Genomic DNA, 18,586 nt, shown 5'->3' on the forward strand with positions numbered 1-18,586 from the left:
GGTCACGGACAGTCGGACGCCGAGACCGACGCCTTCTCGCTTCCCTGTCTGAGTTCGGTGATTCGACCGGAGTCGAGGTTCACGACCATCGCGACCCCGCCGTAGCCGTGGGTCCGGTCGTGACCGCGAACGACGACACAGGACACGTCCTCGGGCACCGAGACGCGTGTCGACCGCGTGAACGGCTGGGTGGCGTGTGGGTGTGCGAGGTCGCGGCGGGCGAGCTGCGTGCCGTCGAGCCGTTCGATCTGCCACCAGTCGGCGTAGCCGTCCTCGCCCTCGTCGTCGTGGTGGAGTGTCACGTCGAACTCGTACTCGCCGCCGTCCGTCCGGTACGCGACGCCGACGACGTTGGCCTCACGGAGGTCGAGGTCCCCGGTCACCGTTCCGCCCTCGCCGGTTTCGGTCCCCCCGCCGGGGCTCGAACAGCCGGCGACGAGCAGGGTAGCGAGCGCGCCCAGAACGGTGCGCCGACGGGTCGGTGGCATGGCGTCGCGTTCGGTGTCGATGACCAAAAGCTTCGGCCGGCCGCTCGGTTAAACGAGGGTTTGACCCTTCGCCGCGGTTTTTACATCCCCCGCTGTACGTTCAGGTGCCGACAGCCGCCCTGTCGGCAGGGTCCCAGACCCGATAGCTGCCGTCCGGATCGCCCGTCCGGACTGCACCACTGTCACACCTGCCGCCGATTCGCCCCGGGCCGGGGACCCACCGCCCCCCGGTCCGATCCGAGCCATCGCGCCAGAACGGCACCCACCGGTTCCCCGCCCCTGTTGGAACCGCCGGGGTGTCTCATTTTTCGACGGATTGACGACGGCAGCCACACAACGACCAGTCGATGGACGACCACACGCGCGACGACTCGGTGGCGCCCCCTGCCGGCAACCCGACCGGCTGGCACCCCGACCGGGAGCAGTGGGAACACGCCACCCTCCGGCGCGCGACGGTTCACGGTGTCCGCCTGTTCAACAGCGGCGAGTTCCACGAATCACACGACTGTTTCGAAGACGAGTGGTACAACTACGGCAGCGGCCGCCAGGAGAGCAAGTTCCTCCACGGGATGGTCCAGGTGGCCGCGGGCGCGTACAAGCACTTCGATTTCGAGGACAGCGAGGCGCGAAGCGCCTCTGGCAGCCGGACGCAGTCCGGCGACGACGACGGGATGCGGTCGCTCTTTCGGACCGCCCTCCAGTACCTGCGTGGCGTCCCGAACGACTTCTACGGGGTCGACCTGCTCGACGTGCGGACGACCCTGACCAACGCTCTGAACGACCCCACCGAACTCCACGGCTGGCGGATCGTTCTCGATGGCGAGCGGCCCGAGGCCCGTGACGCGGACTTCGCCTACGCCGAGTCGCTCGAGCACTGACCGCCAATCGCCCTACGGTCGAAATCAACCGAGTAATAAGTCCCGAGCGGTACTGTGGACACAACGAATGCGCGTCGAGACGCTGGGTGACGGGCCCGCACAGATCGCGGTCGTCGGGGGTATCCACGGCGACGAACCGTGTGGCGTCCACGCCGTCGAACGGTTGCTGGACGAGGAACCGTCGCTCGACCGCGCGGTGAAGTTCGTCATCGCGAACGAGGAAGCCATCGACGCCGACACCCGCTACGTCGAAGAGGACCTGAACCGTGCCTTCCCCGGCGACCCCGACGGCGGCACCCACGAGAGCCGGCTGGCCCACGAACTCGGCCGCGAGATCGCGGACTGTCAGGTACTCGCCATGCACTCCACACAGTCCTACGGCGGCCGGTTCGCGCTCGTCAGCCGCGTCGGCGAGTACGAACGCAGGGTCTGCCCCCACCTCTCGGTCGACAGCATCGTCGAGACCTGCAACTTCACCGAGGGGCGGATGTTCGAGGTGACGAGCCGAGTGGTCGAAGTCGAGTGTGGCTATCAGGGCAGCGACGCCGCGGCCGAGAACGCCCTCAGGGTCGCCAGGGAGTTCCTCGGCGCGACCGGCGCGCTCCCCGAACGGACGGAGCGCCGGCAGGACCTGCCGGTCTACCGGCTGACCGAACCGGTCCCGAAGGCCGCCGCACAGGCCTACGAGGTGTTCGCGTCGAACTTCACGCGGGTGACGACCGGCGAGGTCTACGCCGCTGCCGACGACGAGGAGTACGTCGCCGAGGAGTCGTTCTACCCCGTCCTCATGTCGCCGTACGGCTACGAGGACGTGTTCGGCTACGCCGCGGATAAAGTGGGGACGCTCGACGGCTGACGGACACGGGGCGCCGTCCGCCGGCGACCCGCTTCGCGTGGCTACGGCGGCAGGTACTCCGGGTAGCTGTTCTCGTAGCCGAGGGCCCGGCCGAGCGGCGCCAGCGCCCGGACGCCGAGCAACTGGAGCCACCCGGGGAGCGCGGCCAGGAGGAGCATATCGTCGTACTCGTCGAGGACGACCGCGAGGCGCAAGAGGTTGAGCGGCATCCCCGAGGGAGTGACGGCTGCGCCGTCCCGGGCTATGCCGTATGTGATGCGCATGAACGCCTCGGTCCGGAGGCCAGGGTCGACCGCACCCCGGAGATGGAGGCGGTCGTCGCCGGCGTTCCAGAAACGGTGGCGGTCGCCGGCCGGAATCGTGACCGCCTCGTCCGGGCCGAGAACGCGGCGGTCGCCCTCGTGAGCGATGCCGAGGCGACCGTCGACGACCCGTAACACCTCGTCCTGGCGCGGGTGGACGTGAGACATCGGGCCGCGCGAGCCGTCCGCGGCCAGCCACATATCGAACTGGAGGGCGTCGGTCTCGGGGTCGTCGGGTCTCCCGTCGAATCGGATGGTCTTGCCGGCCGGCGGGCTGGTGAGGACGTCGTCGTCCCGGTACGGACGGATGCCGTCGATGTCCATGTCGTCGTGCGTCGGCGCGGATGTGCGGTCAGTCGTCCTCGGGCGGTGCGAACTCCACGAGCGTCAGGTCGCGGTCCAGCATACAGTAGTCGTGCGGTGGGTCACCGAGAACGTCGTCGATGCGGTACTCGGTGTCGAACTCGGCGCCCGCCGGCTCACAGAACTCGTGTGAGGGACAGCCAGTGTACGGACAGGAGCCTTCGAGGGCGACCTTGCTCCCGGCGTAGGCGGACTGTGCGTCGACGTTTGCCAGCACCGGCGCGGGTTCGACCTCGACGGCGGTGACGCCGGTATCGTGGACGCCGCAGTCGAGGGTGCTCCCGCCCTCCCGGACCTCTGTCACGCGGTAGCGCCGGCCCACAGTGAGGTTGAGACACTGGTCCCGGTAGGGACACCCCTCGCAGGCGCTCGCTTCCCCCTGATAGACGAACTCGGTTCCCGCCTCGGCCAGCCGGGTCCCGATGAGCGTGACCGTCGCCATACGTGACCGTACTCCTGCCGGTCGGTTAAGTCCCCCGACCCGTCAGCTCGTCGAGCTCGTCGAGGTAGTCCTCGCGGGGGACCTGGTAGAGGGCGCGATAGTCGAGTTCGCCGGCGGCGAATCGTGCAGCGAGGTCCCGTACGCCGGCGACGGCGGCCTCACGGGAGTCGAACGTCTCCGGGTCGCGGTTCACGTCGGGTTCGAGAAAGAGCGTGACGTACCAGGGGTCCTCCGGGGCCGGTCGGTGCTGACCGGGGCGCCGGCCGCGCCGTCCCTTACTGAGATAGATCGTCGGTAGACAGGGCGCTGGGAACGACTCGCTGTCGAACACGTCGGGGCGATAGGCGAGGATGGATCGCGTCTCCTCGCTGTTCCAGACCTGCCACCCCGCCGGGAGGTCGTCGAATGCCATGCCACTGCTTGTGCAACGACCGGCATGAACGTCGTGGTCTCGGGGCGGACGGCGGTGGGCCACCGGCGCCCCCTCGAAACCCGTCCAAAACGACCGACGTGGAACTGGAATATTTAAACCCCTCGTTCCGTCCGGTCACCGGCCGTCCAGTCGGGAGGGTCCCGGCGGCCCCGTCCCGGAGTTCGAAGGCGAAGGTGTCGACTACCGCGCCCCCCGTCGTGCGGTATCGGAGGAAGTCTTATGTACGACCAGTCCTCATATAATAAATAGTATCGGTGGTTACCCCACCCATATCCGACCGCCACTGACACTCCGTCCTCGCCACCGGCGTCCCGTGGTTTATTCAGGCTCACTCGCCAACGGGTCCTCGGGAAGTGAGGTTGGTATGTATATTCATGGCACACACGACGGCTCGACACCGACCCGGGCTCGCGGCGTCCGCGTGGGCGCGTGGAGCCGGCGGTGTGCCGATGCGACGTGGCGGCGGAGCGGGTGGCACCACCGAGTACCGCGGGCGCGAGCCCGCGTCGGTCGGAGCGGGGACGCCCTCGACTCCGGCCTCGACAGACCAACGATAGCATGACAGAAAAGGACACCCTCGCAGAGCTGAGTCAGGCGTACCGGGACTCGATCCCCGCGGACCTCCGCGAGACGCGGACGTTCGACTGGTATCTCGACCAACTCTACGACCACCCGCGCATCGCTCGCAACGCCCACCAGCGCGTTGCCGACATGTTCGACTACTACGGCACCGAGTACGACGAAGACGCCGGTGTCGTGGAGTATCAACTCGCCTCCGAGGACCCGCTCCAGGAGGGGGAGAACACCTTCTACGGCCGGGTCATCCACGAGGCCATCCACGAGTTCGTCAACAAGGTCAAGTCCGGCGCCCGCGGGCTGGGGCCGGAGAAACGCATCAAACTCCTGCTGGGCCCGGTCGGATCCGGGAAGTCCGATTTCGACCGGCAGATCCGGCGCTACTACGAACACTACACCCACACCGACGAGGGCCGACTGTACACGTTCCGCTGGACGAACCTCTGTGACATCATCCCCGATCAGGACCCCGCGGACGACACCGTCCGGTCCCCGATGAATCAGGACCCGCTCGTGCTCCTCCCGCAGGAACAGCGCCAGTCCGTCATCGATGACATCAACGCGGAACTCGACGCCCCCTACACCATCCGCAACGAACAGGCGCTCGACCCCGCCAGCGAGTTCTACATGGACCGGCTGTTGGGCCACTACGACGACGACCTCCAGGCCGTCCTGGAGAACCACGTCGAGATCATCCGACTCGTGGCGAACGAGAACAAGCGGCAGGCCATCGAGACCTTCGAGCCCAAGGACAAGAAAAACCAGGACGAGACCGAACTCACCGGGGACGTCAACTACTCGAAGATCGCCATCTACGGCGAGTCCGACCCGCGGGCGTTCGATTACGCCGGGGCCTTCTGTAACGCCAACCGCGGCATCTTCTCGGGCGAGGAGCTACTGAAACTCCAGCGGGAGTTCCTCTATGACTTCCTGCACGCCACCCAGGAACAGACGATCAAGCCCAAGAACAACCCCCGGATCGACATCGACCAGGTCATCGTCGGGCGGACGAACATGCCCGAGTACAAGGACAAGAAAGGCGACGAGAAGATGGAGGCGTTCAACGACCGCACCAAGCGGATCGACTTCCCGTACGTCCTCCAGTACGAGGAGGAAGCCCGCATCTACGAGAAAATGCTCCGCAACGCCGACCTGCCGGACATCCAGGTCGAGCCCCACACCCTCCAGATGGCGGGCCTCTTCGGCGTCCTCACCCGCATCGAAGAGCCCGACTCCGGCACCGTGGACCTCCTCCAGAAGTCCAAGGCCTACAACGGCGAGATCGACGAGGCCGAGGACGTCGACGTGAAGAAACTCCGCGAGGAGGCCGAAGAGATGGCCGAAATCGGCGAAGGGATGGAAGGTATCTCGCCCCGGTTCATCGGCGACGAGATCGCCGAGGCCATCATGGACTCCATGCACCGGAGCCGTGACTTCCTCTCGCCGCTGACCGTCTTCAACCACTTCGAGGAGAACCTCGAGAACCACGGCTCCATCCCGGAAGACCGGTTCGAGACCTACTACCGCTACCTCGAACTCGTCCGGGAGGAGTACAAGGACCGGGCCATCGAGGACGTGCGCCACGCGCTGGCCTACGACATCGACGAGATCCAGCGCCAGGGCGAGAAGTACATGGACCACGTCATGGCCTACATCGACGACGACACCGTCGAGGACGAGATCACCGGCCGCGAGCAGGAGCCCGACGAGACGTTCCTGCGCTCGGTCGAGGAGAAACTGAACGTTCCGGAGGACCGCAAGGACGACTTCCGCCAGGAGGTCTCGAACTGGGTCTCCCGGCGCGCCCGCGAGGGAGACACGTTCAATCCGCAGGACAACGACCGCCTGCGCCGCGCCCTGGAGCGCAAGCTCTGGGAGGACAAGAAGCACAACATCAACTTCTCGGCGCTGGTCTCCAGCGGCGAGATGGACGACGACGAGCGCAACCAGTGGATCGACGCGCTCATCGAGCAGGGCTACTCCGAGGAAGGAGCCAAGGAGGTGCTGGAGTTCGCCGGCGCCGAGGTCGCCAAAGCAGAGATGGAAGAGTAATGGACGGCAACGAGTTCATCGACGCGGCCGACCGCGCGCTGGAGGAGACTTACGAGGCCCCGATGAGCCTCGGGGAGTACGTCGACCTCGTCCTCGAAAAGCCGGGAATCGCCGCCCACGCCTCGAAGTACCTCCTCTCGGCCATCGAGGCCGCCGGAACGAGGACGGTCATCGAGGAGGGCGAGGAGAAGGAGCGCTACCGCTTCTTCGACGACCCGCACAACGACGGCGAGCACGCGATTCTGGGCAACACGGACACGCTCAACACCTTCGTCGACGACCTCCGCTCCATCGCGGCCTCGCGGGGCAAAGGCGAGAAGATCATCTGGCTCGACGGGCCGACCGCCACCGGCAAGTCCGAACTCAAGCGGTGTCTCATCAACGGACTCCGGGAGTTCTCGAAGACCGACGCCGGCCGCCGCTACACCGTCGAGTGGAACATCGCCGGCGCGGGCGAGGGATCGGGCGCGATGACCTACGGCGACGAACCCGTGACCGACGAGGACGACTGGTACGAGAGTCCCGTCCAGTCCCACCCGCTCACGGTCTTCCCCGAGGAGGTCCGGCGGGACCTGCTCCGGCGGATCAACGACGTCAACGACGACCACGTCGACATCCGCGTCGAGAGCGACCTCGACCCCTTCTGCCGGGAGGCCTACGAGTTCCTCGAGGAACAGTACCGCCGTGAGGGCATCGAGGACCTCTTCTCGGCGGTCACCGCCCCCAAACACCTCCGGGTCAAGAACTTCGTCGTCGACGTGGGCCGCGGCATCGGGGTCCTCCACAGCGAGGACGACGGCTCGCCCAAGGAGCGACTCGTCGGCTCGTGGATGGCCGGGATGCTCCGGGAACTGGACTCCCGGGGCCGCAAAAATCCGCAGGCGTTCTCCTACGACGGCGTCCTCTCGCAGGGCAACGGCCTGCTGACCGTCGTCGAGGACGCCGCACAGCACGCCGACCTCCTCCAGAAGCTGCTGAACGTGCCCGACGAGGGTCGCGTGAAGTTGGACAAGGGCATCGGGATGGACATCGATACCCAGATGATCATCATCTCGAACCCGGACCTGGAGGCGCGGCTCAATCAGCACGCCGACCGCGAGGGGCAGGACCCGCTGAAGGCGCTGAAGCGACGGCTCGACAAACACGAGTTCACCTACCTCACGAACCTCTCGCTGGAGGCCCAGTTACTCCGGCGGGAGTTGACGAACGAGACGGAGGTCTGGACCGCCCGCTCCTGGGAGGAACTGGAGGGGTGGATCAGGGAGCCGCTGCACATCCACGTCCGCGACAGCGAGACGGCGGTCAACGAGAAGGAACTCGCGCCCCACGCCGTCGAGGCGGCGGCGCTGTACGCCGTCGTCACGCGGCTGGACGGGGAGGACGTGCCCGGCGGCCTCGACCTCGTCGACAAGGCTTTGCTCTTCGACCGCGGCTACCTCCAGGAGGGCGACGAGCGAATCGAGATGGACGATTTCGACTGGAACGACGACGCCGACGACGGCGAGGGCGGCATCCCCGTGACGTACACGCGGGACGTGATCGCCGACCTCCTCCACGTCGAGCAGGACCGATACCACACGGACCTGCCCGTCGAACACGTCGTCATGCCCCGGGATATCCTCAACGCGATGGCCGAGGGTCTCGGCGACGCGCCGGTCTTCTCCAGCAGCGAGCGCGTCGAGTTCGAGAACCAGGTGGTCGCCGTGAAAAACCACGTGTTCGGCCAGCAGGAAGACGACGTGTTGCGCGCGATCATGCGCGACAAGCGGGTCGACGAGGCGACGGTCGAGGAGTACATCGAGCACGTCTACGCGTGGGAGGCCGACGAGCAGATCGAGAACGAGCGCGGCGAACTCGTCGACCCGGACCCGCTGAAGATGAAGGTGTTCGAGATCGAGCACCTCGGGCGGTTCGGGGAGGACAGCTACGACGGCGACGAGCCGAGCGAGGCCGTCGAGGCCTTCCGCACGGACAAGATCATCACCGCACTCAACCGCCACGCCTGGCGCAACCGGGACGACGAGTTCCGCATCTCCGACGTGAACGTCAAGCAGATTCCGGTCATCGAGTCGGTGCTCGGCTCCCACGACTGGGAGGACGTGCGACGCACCTTCGAGGACTTCGACCCCAGGCAGTGGGACGAACCGCCGTCGGGGACGGAGACGGCGTCGGTCAAGGAGACGACCATCGAGAACATGTGTGAGATGTTCGACTACACCGCGGCCTCTGCCGAACTCACGAGTCGGCACGTCATGAACCAGGTGAGTTACAAATGGGACTAGAGGACGACCTCGAACGCTACCGTGAGGTCGGCGAGGAGCGCCGACAGGACCTCGCGGAGTTCATCCAGTACGGCGACCTCGGACAGTCCCGGCCGGACGAGGTGAAGATCCCCATCAAGATCGTCGACCTCCCCGAGTTCGCCTACGACCAGCGCGACATGGGCGGGGTCGGGCAGGGCGACGCCGAGGAAGGACAGCCCGTCGGCGAGCCACAGCCCCAGCCCGGCGACGGCGACGAGGACGGCGAACCCGGCGAGGAGGGCGGCGAACACGAGTACTACGAGATGGACCCAGAGGAGTTCGCCCAGGAGCTCGACGAGGAACTCGGGCTCGACCTCGAACCGAAGGGGAAGGAGGTCGTCGAGGAGAAGGAAGGCGACTTCACGGACATCACCCGCTCCGGGCCCACCTCGACGCTCGATTTCGAGACGCTGTTCAAGAAGGGGCTCAAGCGGAAGCTCGCGATGGACTTCGACCGTGACTACGTCCGCGAGGCCCTGAAGATCGACGGCATGGGACCGGCCTCGGTCTTCGAGTGGGCACGCGAGGAGAACGTCCCCGTCTCCCGGTCCTGGATCGAGGAGGCGTACGCCGAGATTCCGGACGACGAGAAAACGACCTGGGCCTCGATGGACGAGATGGAGGCGAACGTCGAGCGCGAGTCGACGGCCACGCGCATTCGTCGGGAGGGCGTCGACCAGATCCCCTTCCGCCGGGAGGACGAACGCTACCGCTACCCCGAGGTCGTCGAGGAGCGCGAGAAGAACGTCGTCGTCGTGAACATCCGGGACGTCTCCGGGTCGATGCGCGAGAAGAAACGGGAACTCGTCGAGCGGACGTTCACGCCGCTCGACTGGTATCTCACCGGGAAGTACGACAACGCGGAGTTCGTCTACATCGCCCACGACGCGGACGCGTGGGAGGTCGACCGCGACGAGTTCTTCGGCATCCGGAGCGGCGGCGGCACGCGCATCTCCAGCGCGTACGAACTTGCCGCCGCGATTCTGGAGGAGGAGTACCCCTGGAGCGACTGGAACCGCTACGTGTTCGCGGCCGGGGACTCGGAGAACTCGAGCAACGACACCGAGGAGCGGGTCATTCCCATGATGGAGGAGATTCCCGCCAACCTCCACGCCTACGTCGAGACACAGCCCAGCGGCAACGCGATCAACGCGACCCACGCCGAGGAAGTGGAGCGGCACTTCCGGGAGAGCGAGAACGTCGCGGTCGCGTACGTCTCCGGGCCGGCGGACGTGATCGACGCCATCTACACCATCCTGAGTACGGAGGAGAACGATGACTGAGCGACACGAAGCCAAACGCATCGCCGAGGGCCTCGAGGAGCCGGTCGAGGAGGCCTCGAACCTCGCACACAAGCTCGGACTGGAGCCCTACCCGGTGAACTACTGGATCGTCGACTACGACGAGATGAACGAGCTCATCGCGTACGGGGGCTTCCAGCAGCGCTACCCGCACTGGCGCTGGGGGATGCAGTACGACCAGCAGCAGAAACAGAGTCAGTTCCTCGGCGGAAAGGCCTTCGAGATCGTCAACAACGACGACCCCTCCCACGCCTTCCTCCAGGAGTCGAACACGCTGGCCGACCAGAAGGCGGTCATCACCCACGTCGAGGCCCACGCGGACTTCTTCCAGAACAACGAGTGGTTCGGGATGTTCGCGGACGACCCCGACGCCGCGGCGATGCTCTCCCGGCACTCGGATACGGTACAGGAGTATATGCTCGATCCCGACATCGACCGCGCCGAGGTCGAGAAGTGGATCGACTCGATTCTCTGTCTGGAGGACAACATCGACCAGCACGCCCCCTTCCGGCCCGTCGAGACGGAGTACCGCGACGAGTTCGTGGACAACGACGAGGACCTCGAGGACCTGGAGGACCGGCTGGAGGATCTGAACCTCTCCGAGGAAGTCCGCGGCCAGGTGTTCAGTGAGGAGTGGTTGGACGCACAGCGGGACGACGACGGGGACGTCACGTTCCCCGCCGAACCCGAGAAGGACGTCCTCGGCTTCCTCCGGAAACACGGGATGCAGTACGACTCCGACGCGATGAAAGCCGTCGCGATGAGCGACTGGCAGCGGGAAATCCTGGAAATCCTGCGCCGCGAGGCCTACTACTTCGCACCCCAGAAGATGACGAAGGTCATGAACGAGGGGTGGGCCGCCTACTGGGAGTCGGTGATGATGACCAAGGAGGCGTTCGCGGCCGCCGACGAGTTCATCAACTACGCCGACCACATGGCACAGGTCCTCGGCTCGCCCGGCCTCAACCCCTACAAGCTCGGCCTCGAACTCTGGCAGTACATCGAGAACACCGAAAACAGGCGGGAGGTCATCGAGCGCCTGCTCCGCGTCGAGGACATCACCTGGCGGAACCTCCAGGACCGCGTCGACTTCGAGCAGGTCCAGGCCCTCATCGCGCCCGACGAACGACTCCAGGACATTCCCGGCCACCTCGACGACCTCGACCCCGAGGACCCACGAATCGACGCCGAGGCGCTCGGCGCCGCTCGCGCCGGCGAGATCGACGTCCAGACGTACCCCTGGAAGGTGCTGACCTACGAGGGGCTCGCGGAGCGCCACTACTCGCTGGTCGAGCCCCGGAGCCGCGGGTTCGTGAGCCGCATCGGACAGGAGGAACTCGAACAGCTCTCGCGGTACATGTTCGACGACGCCCGCTACGAGAGCGTCGCGGAGGCGCTCGAAGACATCGACTACGCCCGCGGCTGGGACCGGATGCGGGAAATACGGGAGAGTCACAACGACGTGACCTTCCTGGACGAGTTCCTGACCCAGGAGTTCGTCGACGACAACGAGTATTTCACCTACGAGTTCACCCAGTCGACCGGCGACTACCGGGTGACCTCGACGGACTACGAGGACGTGAAGAAGAAACTGATGTTGCGGTTCACCAACTTCGGCAAGCCGACCATCGTCGTCGAGGACGGGAACTACAACAACCGCAACGAGCTCCTCTTGGCCCACAAGTACAACGGTGTCATGCTCGACATCGGACAGGCAAAGCAGGTGCTCGAACGCGTATTCGACCTCTGGGGCCGCCCGGTGAACCTCAAGACCATCGTCAAGGAGCTCGACGAACACGACATCGAGGTGGCGAAGCGACGGGACCGCGAGCCCGAGCCGGACGAACGGGGCAAACTCATCCGCTACGACGGCGACGAGGTGAGCGTGGAGGACCTCGACTGGGAAGCCGTCGAACACCTCGAAGCGACCGATATCGACTACGACACGAAGCCCGACGAGTGGTTGGCCTGATCAGGGCCGGCCAGTACCGCGCCGACCCACCGTCGCTGACGGGAGTGCCACGTGCTTAACGACAGCTGAATCGCCCGAACAGCCGGCGTTGCTGGCATTACCGGCACAGGTCCCGGTATTCCCGGCCGTCGCCCCGGCGTTTCCAGCCACCGATCCGGCGTTTCCAGCCACCAGTCCGGCGTTTCCGGTCGTCGTCTCGTCGGTGGCCGCGTTCCCGCTCTCAGTCTTGTCCTCCCGCATCGAGTCGGTCACGAACCCGTCATCCCTGACCGGGATGGTACCACGGAAGACGAAATCCCGGCCGTAGTTCCACCAGCCCCGGACGGCGAACGAGCGGTTCCCGGTTCCCGCCGTCTCCATCAGCAGGTCGCGCTTCTCGAACGTGACAGTACAGGTGCCGTCGCGTTCGTACGGCTCGCTGTCACACTCGATGTCGGCGGCCCTGACCGGATCACCGTGGTCGGTAAAGCGGAACGTGATCCGCGAGTCGTTCTCCGACACGTTCGGTACGTCCCGCACGTCGAACGTGATCCGGATGTCGTGGTGTGTGCCCTCCGCCCGGAGGGTGCCGGGGTCCATTTCCTCGTTCCCGACGGTTCCGAGGTCCGCGGTGAAGTCCGCGGCCGTCGAGAAGGAGCCGCTCGTGCTCGCCCGGTCGTGGAACGAGCCGACTGCGAACGTTCCACCCGTTACAGTCACTAACAGGAGCACCGAGACCGCGTACAGCGCCCCGAGCTTCTGGAATCGGTCGTCGATCACCCCGAGTCCCCCGTTCTTTCCCACACTCGTTGTCACTCCGTCGATTCGTCGGTCGCCGCCCGCAGCAGGTCCCTGAGTTCGGTCACGGCCAGCAGTCCCGCCGGCAACACCACGAGCAGGAGGATGCCGAGGTCGGTCCCGACGAAGACGATGGCGTGGCCGATCAGCGGGAGCTGGAACGTCACGCGCCCGACCACGTTCTCCGCCGCGACCGGGGTCGCATCCGGCGAGTCGTTGGCATCGCCTTTCGTCACGAAGTACCGCCCGTCCGACCGCTGTTGGACCTCGATCACTCGATGCGTGATCGCCTTCTCGCGCTCGGCGAGCGTCCCCCGCTCGGGGTCGAACGTGACGACGTCGCCCTCTTCGATACCCTCCGGCTCGACGTCCTCGACGAAAACCACGTCGCCGGCGTGGATGGTCGGCGACATGCTCGAGCTGAGAACGACGTAGCTATGGCTCGCGCCGACCGCGCTCGGCACCGCGAAGACGAGAAACGGCGCTATTGCAACCAGCGCGAGCACGGTACCGGCAGTATGTAGGTTCATCGTATGAAATCGAACCCCAATTTAGTGGGGTACTCCCGATATTCAGTTCGAGCTTGGTTCTACGACTTTCCCGTACACCGTGACGCCGATCTCTTTCCCCTGGTAATCGTTCGAGAGGTCACTCCAACTACCCTGAATACTCACAGTTACCGATTCACCGCTTGAAAGCCCCTCGTAGTACCTCAAGGCACTAACGTCATCGGTCACATCACTATCAGCACTGTCACTGTCCTCTGGTTGGATAGTTTCGTTGCCAGTCAAGACGTTGTTCGCGAGTTCATTCAGTGTTATCGTCTCCTGATCAACATACAGGTTTTCCTGACGGCCCTGCAACGTCTGCTCACCGTCAAAATCTACGACGTCGGAATATTTCTCCTCGGACCCACTGTCATTTACTTTGGTAATTGTAATTCCAGTGGCAACGTTACTGTTTTCGTCATAGCCCGCATCAAGATTGATCGCTTTCGCGAGGTTGTTACTATTATCAGTACCGTTCACATCCATCCCAACTACGAACGCCGCACCGTCTATACTACCATCATAAGTGAATTTTGTACTTCCTTCAATCTCCCCGCTCGCACCAGCCTTATCTGCACTGATATTCAGTTCTGTAGGATTTCCGTCCTGGAAACTCACCGTCCCAGTACTGATTGTCTTTTCGTTTGTCCGGCTCGTGTCCGAGAACAGCGCGAACGTCCCGGCCCCCGCGGCCGCGCTCGCCGCGCCGACTGTGGTGATACCGCCCAGTACTTTGCGTCGTGACATGTTCAGTCCGTCGTCTGACATACTCGTAGCTACTCCCCAAAGGGTTGGCAACGCACCCCCCACGGTCGAACGAATCCTCACCCCCCTTACGACGGTATCTCGATCCGGATGCGTTACTTTCACCCTACACCTGATTGCACTTATACATTTCCCGATTGTCGGATGTTAAATGATCGGTTCAGACAGGTACGGGAGTCGCTTCGAACCGATGGGTCGTTGGTTAAGCGTGGTTCAAACGGAGGAATACCCGTGACGAGGAGTCGTGAGTCGATCAGTACCGATACTCCAACGTGGACTTCGCTGCCGAGGTCGTTTCGACGGGAGTTGTAGACGTGGACCACTCAGGAGGGGATGCCACGGAGCCCCGAGTGGCCGGCCCCGGCGGACCCCAAAAACTCACTAAACGGGACCGAGCAGTCCGTCCTCCCGCTTCCCTGCCCCGTCCGCCGATTTAAACACGTGATAATCGACAGTCGGGGCATATTAAACTGTCCGTCGTATGGCGTAATGAGTTGTTAGAAGGTATTAACACGCGCGAGAACGGTGTAGGTTGTGAGAGTTCGAGGAGCTATGCACGGAGACGACCGACGACAGACGAGCGAGCGTGGGGAGGTGATCCATGAGCGTCCAGAAAGAGGAGACTGAGGACCTGGACGCTGGACAGATTCACGACATCCTCCGGAACGACCGCCGCAGACTGGCGATCAGGTGCCTCCGCGAGGTCGGCGGATCGATGAGCGTCCGCGACCTCTCGGAGGAGGTCGCGACCCGGGAGACTGGCGAAGCACCGGCCCCGCGGGACAAACGGCGGAGCGTCTACGTCTCGCTCCACCAGACCCACCTGCCGAAACTCGACGACCTCCGAATCGTCGATTACGACACCGATACCAAGGAGGTGAGCCTCCGGGACCGAGCCGCGGAGATCACGACCTACATGGAAGTCGTCCCACGATACGGCATCACCTGGGCGGAGTACTATCTGGTGCTGGGCGTCCTCGGGTTCGGGACCGTCCTGGCAGCCAGCATCGGCACGCCGCTTCTGGGCGCGCTCGGCGCTCCCGCCGTCGCGGCAGTCTATCTCCTCCTGCTCAGCGGGTCCGCGGCGTATCACGTCTTCTCGCAGGACCGCAGCCTCTTCGAGGGACTGCGTGCCCAGAGCTCGGGGCCACCGACGGCGGACGACTGATACTGTCGGACGGCAGTTTCGCGAGCCGTGTCTCCAGAACGGGTATCCGCAGGATTGCGCCCCGAGCGGCCAGGTGGCGGTCGCGTCAGTCTCTCCGGCAGTACGAGCCCCCCAGTGATTTTCGGGAACGGGGCCGTAGCACGACGTATGTCACACCGGCGTTCCATCGAGGTCTCGACTGACGAGCGAGTGACCACTGTAGAACTGACCGACCGGGTCGAGGCAGCCGTCCCCGAGACTGCGACCGGGACCTGTACCGTCTTCGTCGAACACACGACGGCGGGACTCAGTATCAACGAGGCGGAACCGCGGCTACGCGAGGACATCGAGCGAGCCCTGACCGAGCTGGTCCCGGAGTCGGGCTGGGCACACGACGAGATCGACGACAACGCCGACGCGCACCTCCGGTCGATGTTGCTGGGGCGGTCGGTGACGGTTCCCGTAACGGACGGGAGTCTCGACCTCGGTACCTGGCAGTCCATCCTCCTCGTGGAGTGTGACGGGCCGCGGACGCGAACGGTCTCGGTAACGGCGTGAGCCGACGACTGCTCGCTGCCGGCGGGCGCGGACTGGCGGCACTGACCGCTCTGCCGAAACAAATAATGCCCAGTGTCCGAAAGGGACGATGACATTGGTACGTAGGATCGTTACATGAGGTATTTCGATTTCACAATCTCACCGGAAGACGGGGCTATCCACCCGGCCGACAAGGTGATCGCGGACCACCCGGGGGTGACCAGGGACTCGCTGATGCACGTCAACGCTCTGGGGGACGGGACGGGGGTGCTTCTCTACCGGCTCTACGGGGACCACGAGTCGCTCACGGCGGCCATCGACGACAGCGACGCCGTCCTGGCCTGGGACATCCTCGACGTCCAGGACGACGCGTTCCACCTCTACCTCCACGTCCCGCCCGGACAGCCCGCCGGCGGCCTGATGGCCCTCGCACAGAAGTACGCACTCATCATCGACACGCCGCTGAAGTACACCGACAACGGCGGGCTCCGCACCACCGTCGTCGGCACCCACGAGATGCTCCGGCAGGCGCTCGGCGAGACGCCCGACGGCGTCCGCTTCGCCGTCGAACAGGCCGGCCAGTACTCGCCGGACCGCGAGGACATCCTCTCGATTCTCACCGAGCGCCAGCACGAGGTCTTCGAGACGGCGATTCGGGAGGGCTACTACGAGATTCCCCGCGAGGCGACTCACGAGGACATCGCGGACTCGCTTGGCTGTGCGCCGAGCACCGTCGACGAACACCTGCGAAAAGCGGAATCGCGCGTCCTCTCGGCGTTGATGCGGTAGGTCAGTCGTCCGCGGCGGCCGGTTCCGCCTCGCCGCTGTAGATGCGGTCGTACTTCTCCTCGAACTCCGAGCGGATGTTCCGGCGCTTCTTCTTGAGCGAGGGGGTCAACATGTCGTTTTCGGGCGTCCACTCCTGGGCGACCAGCTCGAACTGCTTGATGGTCTCGTGTTTCTCGAGATTGCGGTTGACGAGCTGAATATCCTCGTTGATCCACTCGCGGACGCGCTCTTCCTCGCAGATCTCCGCTTTAGTGCCGGGCAAATCGACGTTGCGGTTGTTTGCCCACCGCCCGATAGCGTTGAAGTTCGGGACGATCAGCGCGGAGATGAACTTCTCGTTGTCGCCCATCACCATGATCTGCTCGATGCGTGAAGAGGTGGAGAACTCGCTCTCGATGGGCTCCGGGGCGACGTTTTTCCCCGTGTCGAGGACGATCAAGTTCTTCAGCCGGTCGTGGTACTTCAGGTAGCCGTCCGGCAGTTGCTCGACGATGTCGCCGGTCCTGAACCAGCCCTCGGTGGTGAACACCTCCTCCGTCTTGCCCGGCTTTTCCCAGTAGCCCTCGGTCACGTTCGGTCCCTTGATGAGGAGTTCGCCGACGGTCCCCTCGGCGTCCTCGAACTGGTCCTGTGAGACCTGCGACTCGTCGATGTCCGTCTCGATGTCCGGCATCGGCGTGCCGAGCGTCCCCGCTTTGAGGTTCTCGGGCGGCATCGACGTAACGACGGGGGCGGCCTCCGTCAGGCCGTATCCCTCGTAGATGGGAACGTTCATGCCGTTGAACAGCTGTGCCAGCCCCTTGTCGAGACTGCCGCCGCCGCTGACGAGGTACTCGACGTTCCCGCCGAGCTGGTCTTTGACCTGTTTGTACACGAGCTGATTCGCGATGCCGTGTTTCACTTTCAGGCCGAACCCCGGATTATCGGTGCGACCCGCCTCGCGAGCGACTTCGACCGCCCACTCGAAGATGCGCTCTTTGAGGTCCGACCCCTGTGCCTGGTCGCGCATCTCGTCGAATATTCGCTCGTAGACGCGGGGGACGCTCGCTCCCCCCGCCGGCTTGATCTTCCGGATGTCCTCGCTCACCGTGTCCGGCGCCTCGGCATATCCGATGGTTGCGCCACTGGCGAGCATGAAGAAGGACCCGACCGTCCGCTCGAAGACGTGCGCCAGCGGCAGGAACGATATCGACCGACTCCCCTCGTCGATTTCCGGGACGCTGTCGGCCTTGTCCGGCCGGGGCCCGGACCGTTTGCGGAGCTGATTGATGTTCGCCCGGAAGTTGTAGTGGGTGAGCTTGACCCCCTTCGGCTTGCCCGTCGTCCCCGAGGTGTAGATGAGACTCGCCAGGTCGTGGGTACTCCGGTCGTCGATCCAGGACTGGTACTCGTCTTCGTCGAAGTTCGCCTCACCCATCTCGTAGACGTCGGCCAGCGAGTGAATCTGGTCCACGTCGTCGTACTTGTTGAGTTCGTCGAGAACGACGACGAACTCCAGACTCAGGTCGTCCTCGACCTTGATGATCCGGTCGAGGAGGTACTCGTTTTCGACGACGACACCCATCGCCCCCGGATCGTTCAGCAGGTACTTGATCTGCTTCGGCGAGGATTCCGTGTACACCGTCGTGACGACGGCGCCGGACGCGAGGAGGGCGAGGTCGCACTGTGCCCACTCCATCCGCGTGTTCGAGAAAATCCCCACCCGCTCGTTCGATTCGACACCGAGCTCACGGAACCCGGCCGCGAGGTTCCGCACGATATCGGACAGCCTGTCGTACGTGAGTGAGTGGTACGAGCCAGGTTCGGGCTCCGGAAGGATGCCCGGCGTGATCGAACGGGGATAGATACCACCCTTGTACATATGGGCGTCCGTGTCGCTGTACCGCTCGAAACTCTGCTCGAACAGCTCCGGTAACGTGTTCGTCCCGATGACCTCGTCCGTGTACTCCTCCTCGGCTTCTCGCCACGATGTAGCGTCCGGTGGAGTCATATGAGCCGTTGTATTACGTGCGAAGATAAATACCCGTGGGTCGTTGGCAAGACCCGAAATCGTGTGC

The 18,586-nt window shown here is 64.6% G+C and carries 17 protein-coding genes; 9 read left to right on the plus strand and 8 right to left on the minus strand.

The window, feature by feature from the left end; genetic code table 11:
* Positions 1-2: 2 nt before the first annotated feature.
* On the minus strand, positions 3-488 hold the full coding sequence (locus tag MUG96_RS12375; protein WP_246983231.1) for a hypothetical protein: 486 nt from the start codon (positions 486-488) through the stop codon (positions 3-5).
* A gap of 347 nt (positions 489-835) precedes the next feature.
* On the opposite strand from MUG96_RS12375, the gene MUG96_RS12380 reads away from it, so the two are divergent.
* Both MUG96_RS12380 and MUG96_RS12385 read left to right on the plus strand, forming a co-directional pair.
* On the plus strand, positions 836-1,366 hold the full coding sequence (locus MUG96_RS12380; protein WP_246983232.1) for a DUF309 domain-containing protein: 531 nt from the start codon (positions 836-838) through the stop codon (positions 1,364-1,366).
* 67 nt (positions 1,367-1,433) lie between these two features.
* On the plus strand, positions 1,434-2,222 hold the full coding sequence (locus MUG96_RS12385; RefSeq protein WP_246983233.1) for a M14 family metallopeptidase: 789 nt from the start codon (positions 1,434-1,436) through the stop codon (positions 2,220-2,222).
* 41 nt (positions 2,223-2,263) lie between these two features.
* Here the strand turns inward: MUG96_RS12385 and MUG96_RS12390 are convergent, their stop codons facing one another.
* The 3 genes from MUG96_RS12390 to MUG96_RS12400 are packed head-to-tail and all read right to left on the minus strand — an operon-like array spanning position 2,264 to position 3,741.
* On the minus strand, positions 2,264-2,848 hold the full coding sequence (locus MUG96_RS12390; RefSeq protein WP_246983234.1) for a cupin domain-containing protein: 585 nt from the start codon (positions 2,846-2,848) through the stop codon (positions 2,264-2,266).
* 28 nt (positions 2,849-2,876) lie between these two features.
* Positions 2,877-3,329, minus strand: coding sequence for a UPF0179 family protein (locus MUG96_RS12395; protein WP_246983235.1), 453 nt, complete (start codon positions 3,327-3,329; stop codon positions 2,877-2,879).
* Positions 3,330-3,354: 25 nt separating this feature from the next.
* Positions 3,355-3,741: a DUF5820 family protein gene (locus MUG96_RS12400; RefSeq protein ID WP_246983237.1), complete on the minus strand. Its 387-nt coding sequence runs from the start codon at positions 3,739-3,741 to the stop codon at positions 3,355-3,357.
* Between the two features lie 579 nt (positions 3,742-4,320).
* Here MUG96_RS12400 and MUG96_RS12405 point away from each other — a divergent pair.
* From MUG96_RS12405 to MUG96_RS12420, 4 genes are read left to right on the plus strand one after another with little or no spacing between them, the layout of a single operon-like run.
* Positions 4,321-6,390: a PrkA family serine protein kinase gene (locus tag MUG96_RS12405; RefSeq protein WP_246983238.1), complete on the plus strand. Its 2,070-nt coding sequence runs from the start codon at positions 4,321-4,323 to the stop codon at positions 6,388-6,390.
* A complete protein-coding gene (locus tag MUG96_RS12410; protein ID WP_246983240.1) occupies positions 6,390-8,672 on the plus strand; it encodes a PrkA family serine protein kinase in 2,283 nt (760 codons plus the stop codon). Before MUG96_RS12405 ends, MUG96_RS12410 begins: the two co-directional genes overlap by 1 nt.
* Positions 8,663-9,976: a YeaH/YhbH family protein gene (locus MUG96_RS12415; protein WP_246983242.1), complete on the plus strand. Its 1,314-nt coding sequence runs from the start codon at positions 8,663-8,665 to the stop codon at positions 9,974-9,976. The genes MUG96_RS12410 and MUG96_RS12415 overlap by 10 nt, the downstream gene beginning before the upstream one ends.
* Positions 9,969-11,966: a SpoVR family protein gene (locus MUG96_RS12420; RefSeq protein ID WP_246983244.1), complete on the plus strand. Its 1,998-nt coding sequence runs from the start codon at positions 9,969-9,971 to the stop codon at positions 11,964-11,966. Before MUG96_RS12415 ends, MUG96_RS12420 begins: the two co-directional genes overlap by 8 nt.
* Here the strand turns inward: MUG96_RS12420 and MUG96_RS12425 are convergent, their stop codons facing one another.
* From MUG96_RS12425 to MUG96_RS12435, 3 genes are read right to left on the minus strand one after another with little or no spacing between them, the layout of a single operon-like run.
* The gene (locus MUG96_RS12425) at positions 11,967-12,749 is read right to left on the minus strand and encodes a hypothetical protein (RefSeq protein ID WP_246983245.1); all 783 of its coding nucleotides are present in this window, start codon (positions 12,747-12,749) and stop codon (positions 11,967-11,969) included.
* 8 nt (positions 12,750-12,757) lie between these two features.
* The gene (locus MUG96_RS12430; protein WP_246983246.1) at positions 12,758-13,273 is read right to left on the minus strand and encodes a signal peptidase I; all 516 of its coding nucleotides are present in this window, start codon (positions 13,271-13,273) and stop codon (positions 12,758-12,760) included.
* A gap of 42 nt (positions 13,274-13,315) precedes the next feature.
* Entirely contained in the window at positions 13,316-14,059 is a 744-nt protein-coding gene (locus MUG96_RS12435) for a SipW-dependent-type signal peptide-containing protein (protein WP_246983247.1), read from the minus strand.
* 598 nt (positions 14,060-14,657) lie between these two features.
* On the opposite strand from MUG96_RS12435, the gene MUG96_RS12440 reads away from it, so the two are divergent.
* The 3 genes from MUG96_RS12440 to MUG96_RS12450 all read left to right on the plus strand — a co-directional run bounded on the left by MUG96_RS12440 (position 14,658) and on the right by MUG96_RS12450 (position 16,529).
* Positions 14,658-15,224, plus strand: coding sequence for a DUF7344 domain-containing protein (locus tag MUG96_RS12440; RefSeq protein WP_246983248.1), 567 nt, complete (start codon positions 14,658-14,660; stop codon positions 15,222-15,224).
* A gap of 147 nt (positions 15,225-15,371) precedes the next feature.
* The gene (locus MUG96_RS12445) at positions 15,372-15,761 is read left to right on the plus strand and encodes a secondary thiamine-phosphate synthase enzyme YjbQ (protein WP_246983249.1); all 390 of its coding nucleotides are present in this window, start codon (positions 15,372-15,374) and stop codon (positions 15,759-15,761) included.
* A gap of 114 nt (positions 15,762-15,875) precedes the next feature.
* On the plus strand, positions 15,876-16,529 hold the full coding sequence (locus MUG96_RS12450) for a helix-turn-helix domain-containing protein (RefSeq protein WP_246983250.1): 654 nt from the start codon (positions 15,876-15,878) through the stop codon (positions 16,527-16,529).
* Between the two features lies 1 nt (position 16,530).
* On the opposite strand, the gene MUG96_RS12455 is transcribed toward MUG96_RS12450, so the two are convergent.
* Complete coding sequence (locus tag MUG96_RS12455) at positions 16,531-18,519, minus strand: AMP-dependent synthetase/ligase (protein WP_246983252.1); 1,989 nt, start codon at positions 18,517-18,519, stop codon at positions 16,531-16,533.
* Between the last annotated feature and the right edge of the window lie 67 nt (positions 18,520-18,586).

Origin of the sequence: Halorientalis marina, from assembly GCF_023028345.1 — an archaeon.
In the GTDB taxonomy this organism is placed as follows: Archaea; Halobacteriota; Halobacteria; order Halobacteriales; family Haloarculaceae; genus Halorientalis; species Halorientalis marina.

Coding starts and splice junctions, on each gene's coding strand:
- MUG96_RS12410 (WP_246983240.1), top strand. CDS start 6,390: ATGGACGGCAACGAGTTCATCGACGCGGCCGACCGCGCGCTGGAGGAG.
- MUG96_RS12430 (WP_246983246.1), bottom strand. CDS start 13,273: ATGAACCTACATACTGCCGGTACCGTGCTCGCGCTGGTTGCAATAGCG.
- MUG96_RS12440 (WP_246983248.1), top strand. CDS start 14,658: ATGAGCGTCCAGAAAGAGGAGACTGAGGACCTGGACGCTGGACAGATT.
- MUG96_RS12435 (WP_246983247.1), bottom strand. CDS start 14,059: ATGTCAGACGACGGACTGAACATGTCACGACGCAAAGTACTGGGCGGT.
- MUG96_RS12450 (WP_246983250.1), top strand. CDS start 15,876: ATGAGGTATTTCGATTTCACAATCTCACCGGAAGACGGGGCTATCCAC.
- MUG96_RS12395 (WP_246983235.1), bottom strand. CDS start 3,329: ATGGCGACGGTCACGCTCATCGGGACCCGGCTGGCCGAGGCGGGAACC.
- MUG96_RS12390 (WP_246983234.1), bottom strand. CDS start 2,848: ATGGACATCGACGGCATCCGTCCGTACCGGGACGACGACGTCCTCACC.
- MUG96_RS12400 (WP_246983237.1), bottom strand. CDS start 3,741: ATGGCATTCGACGACCTCCCGGCGGGGTGGCAGGTCTGGAACAGCGAG.
- MUG96_RS12420 (WP_246983244.1), top strand. CDS start 9,969: ATGACTGAGCGACACGAAGCCAAACGCATCGCCGAGGGCCTCGAGGAG.
- MUG96_RS12455 (WP_246983252.1), bottom strand. CDS start 18,519: ATGACTCCACCGGACGCTACATCGTGGCGAGAAGCCGAGGAGGAGTAC.
- MUG96_RS12375 (WP_246983231.1), bottom strand. CDS start 488: ATGCCACCGACCCGTCGGCGCACCGTTCTGGGCGCGCTCGCTACCCTG.
- MUG96_RS12380 (WP_246983232.1), top strand. CDS start 836: ATGGACGACCACACGCGCGACGACTCGGTGGCGCCCCCTGCCGGCAAC.
- MUG96_RS12445 (WP_246983249.1), top strand. CDS start 15,372: ATGTCACACCGGCGTTCCATCGAGGTCTCGACTGACGAGCGAGTGACC.
- MUG96_RS12405 (WP_246983238.1), top strand. CDS start 4,321: ATGACAGAAAAGGACACCCTCGCAGAGCTGAGTCAGGCGTACCGGGAC.
- MUG96_RS12385 (WP_246983233.1), top strand. CDS start 1,434: ATGCGCGTCGAGACGCTGGGTGACGGGCCCGCACAGATCGCGGTCGTC.
- MUG96_RS12415 (WP_246983242.1), top strand. CDS start 8,663: ATGGGACTAGAGGACGACCTCGAACGCTACCGTGAGGTCGGCGAGGAG.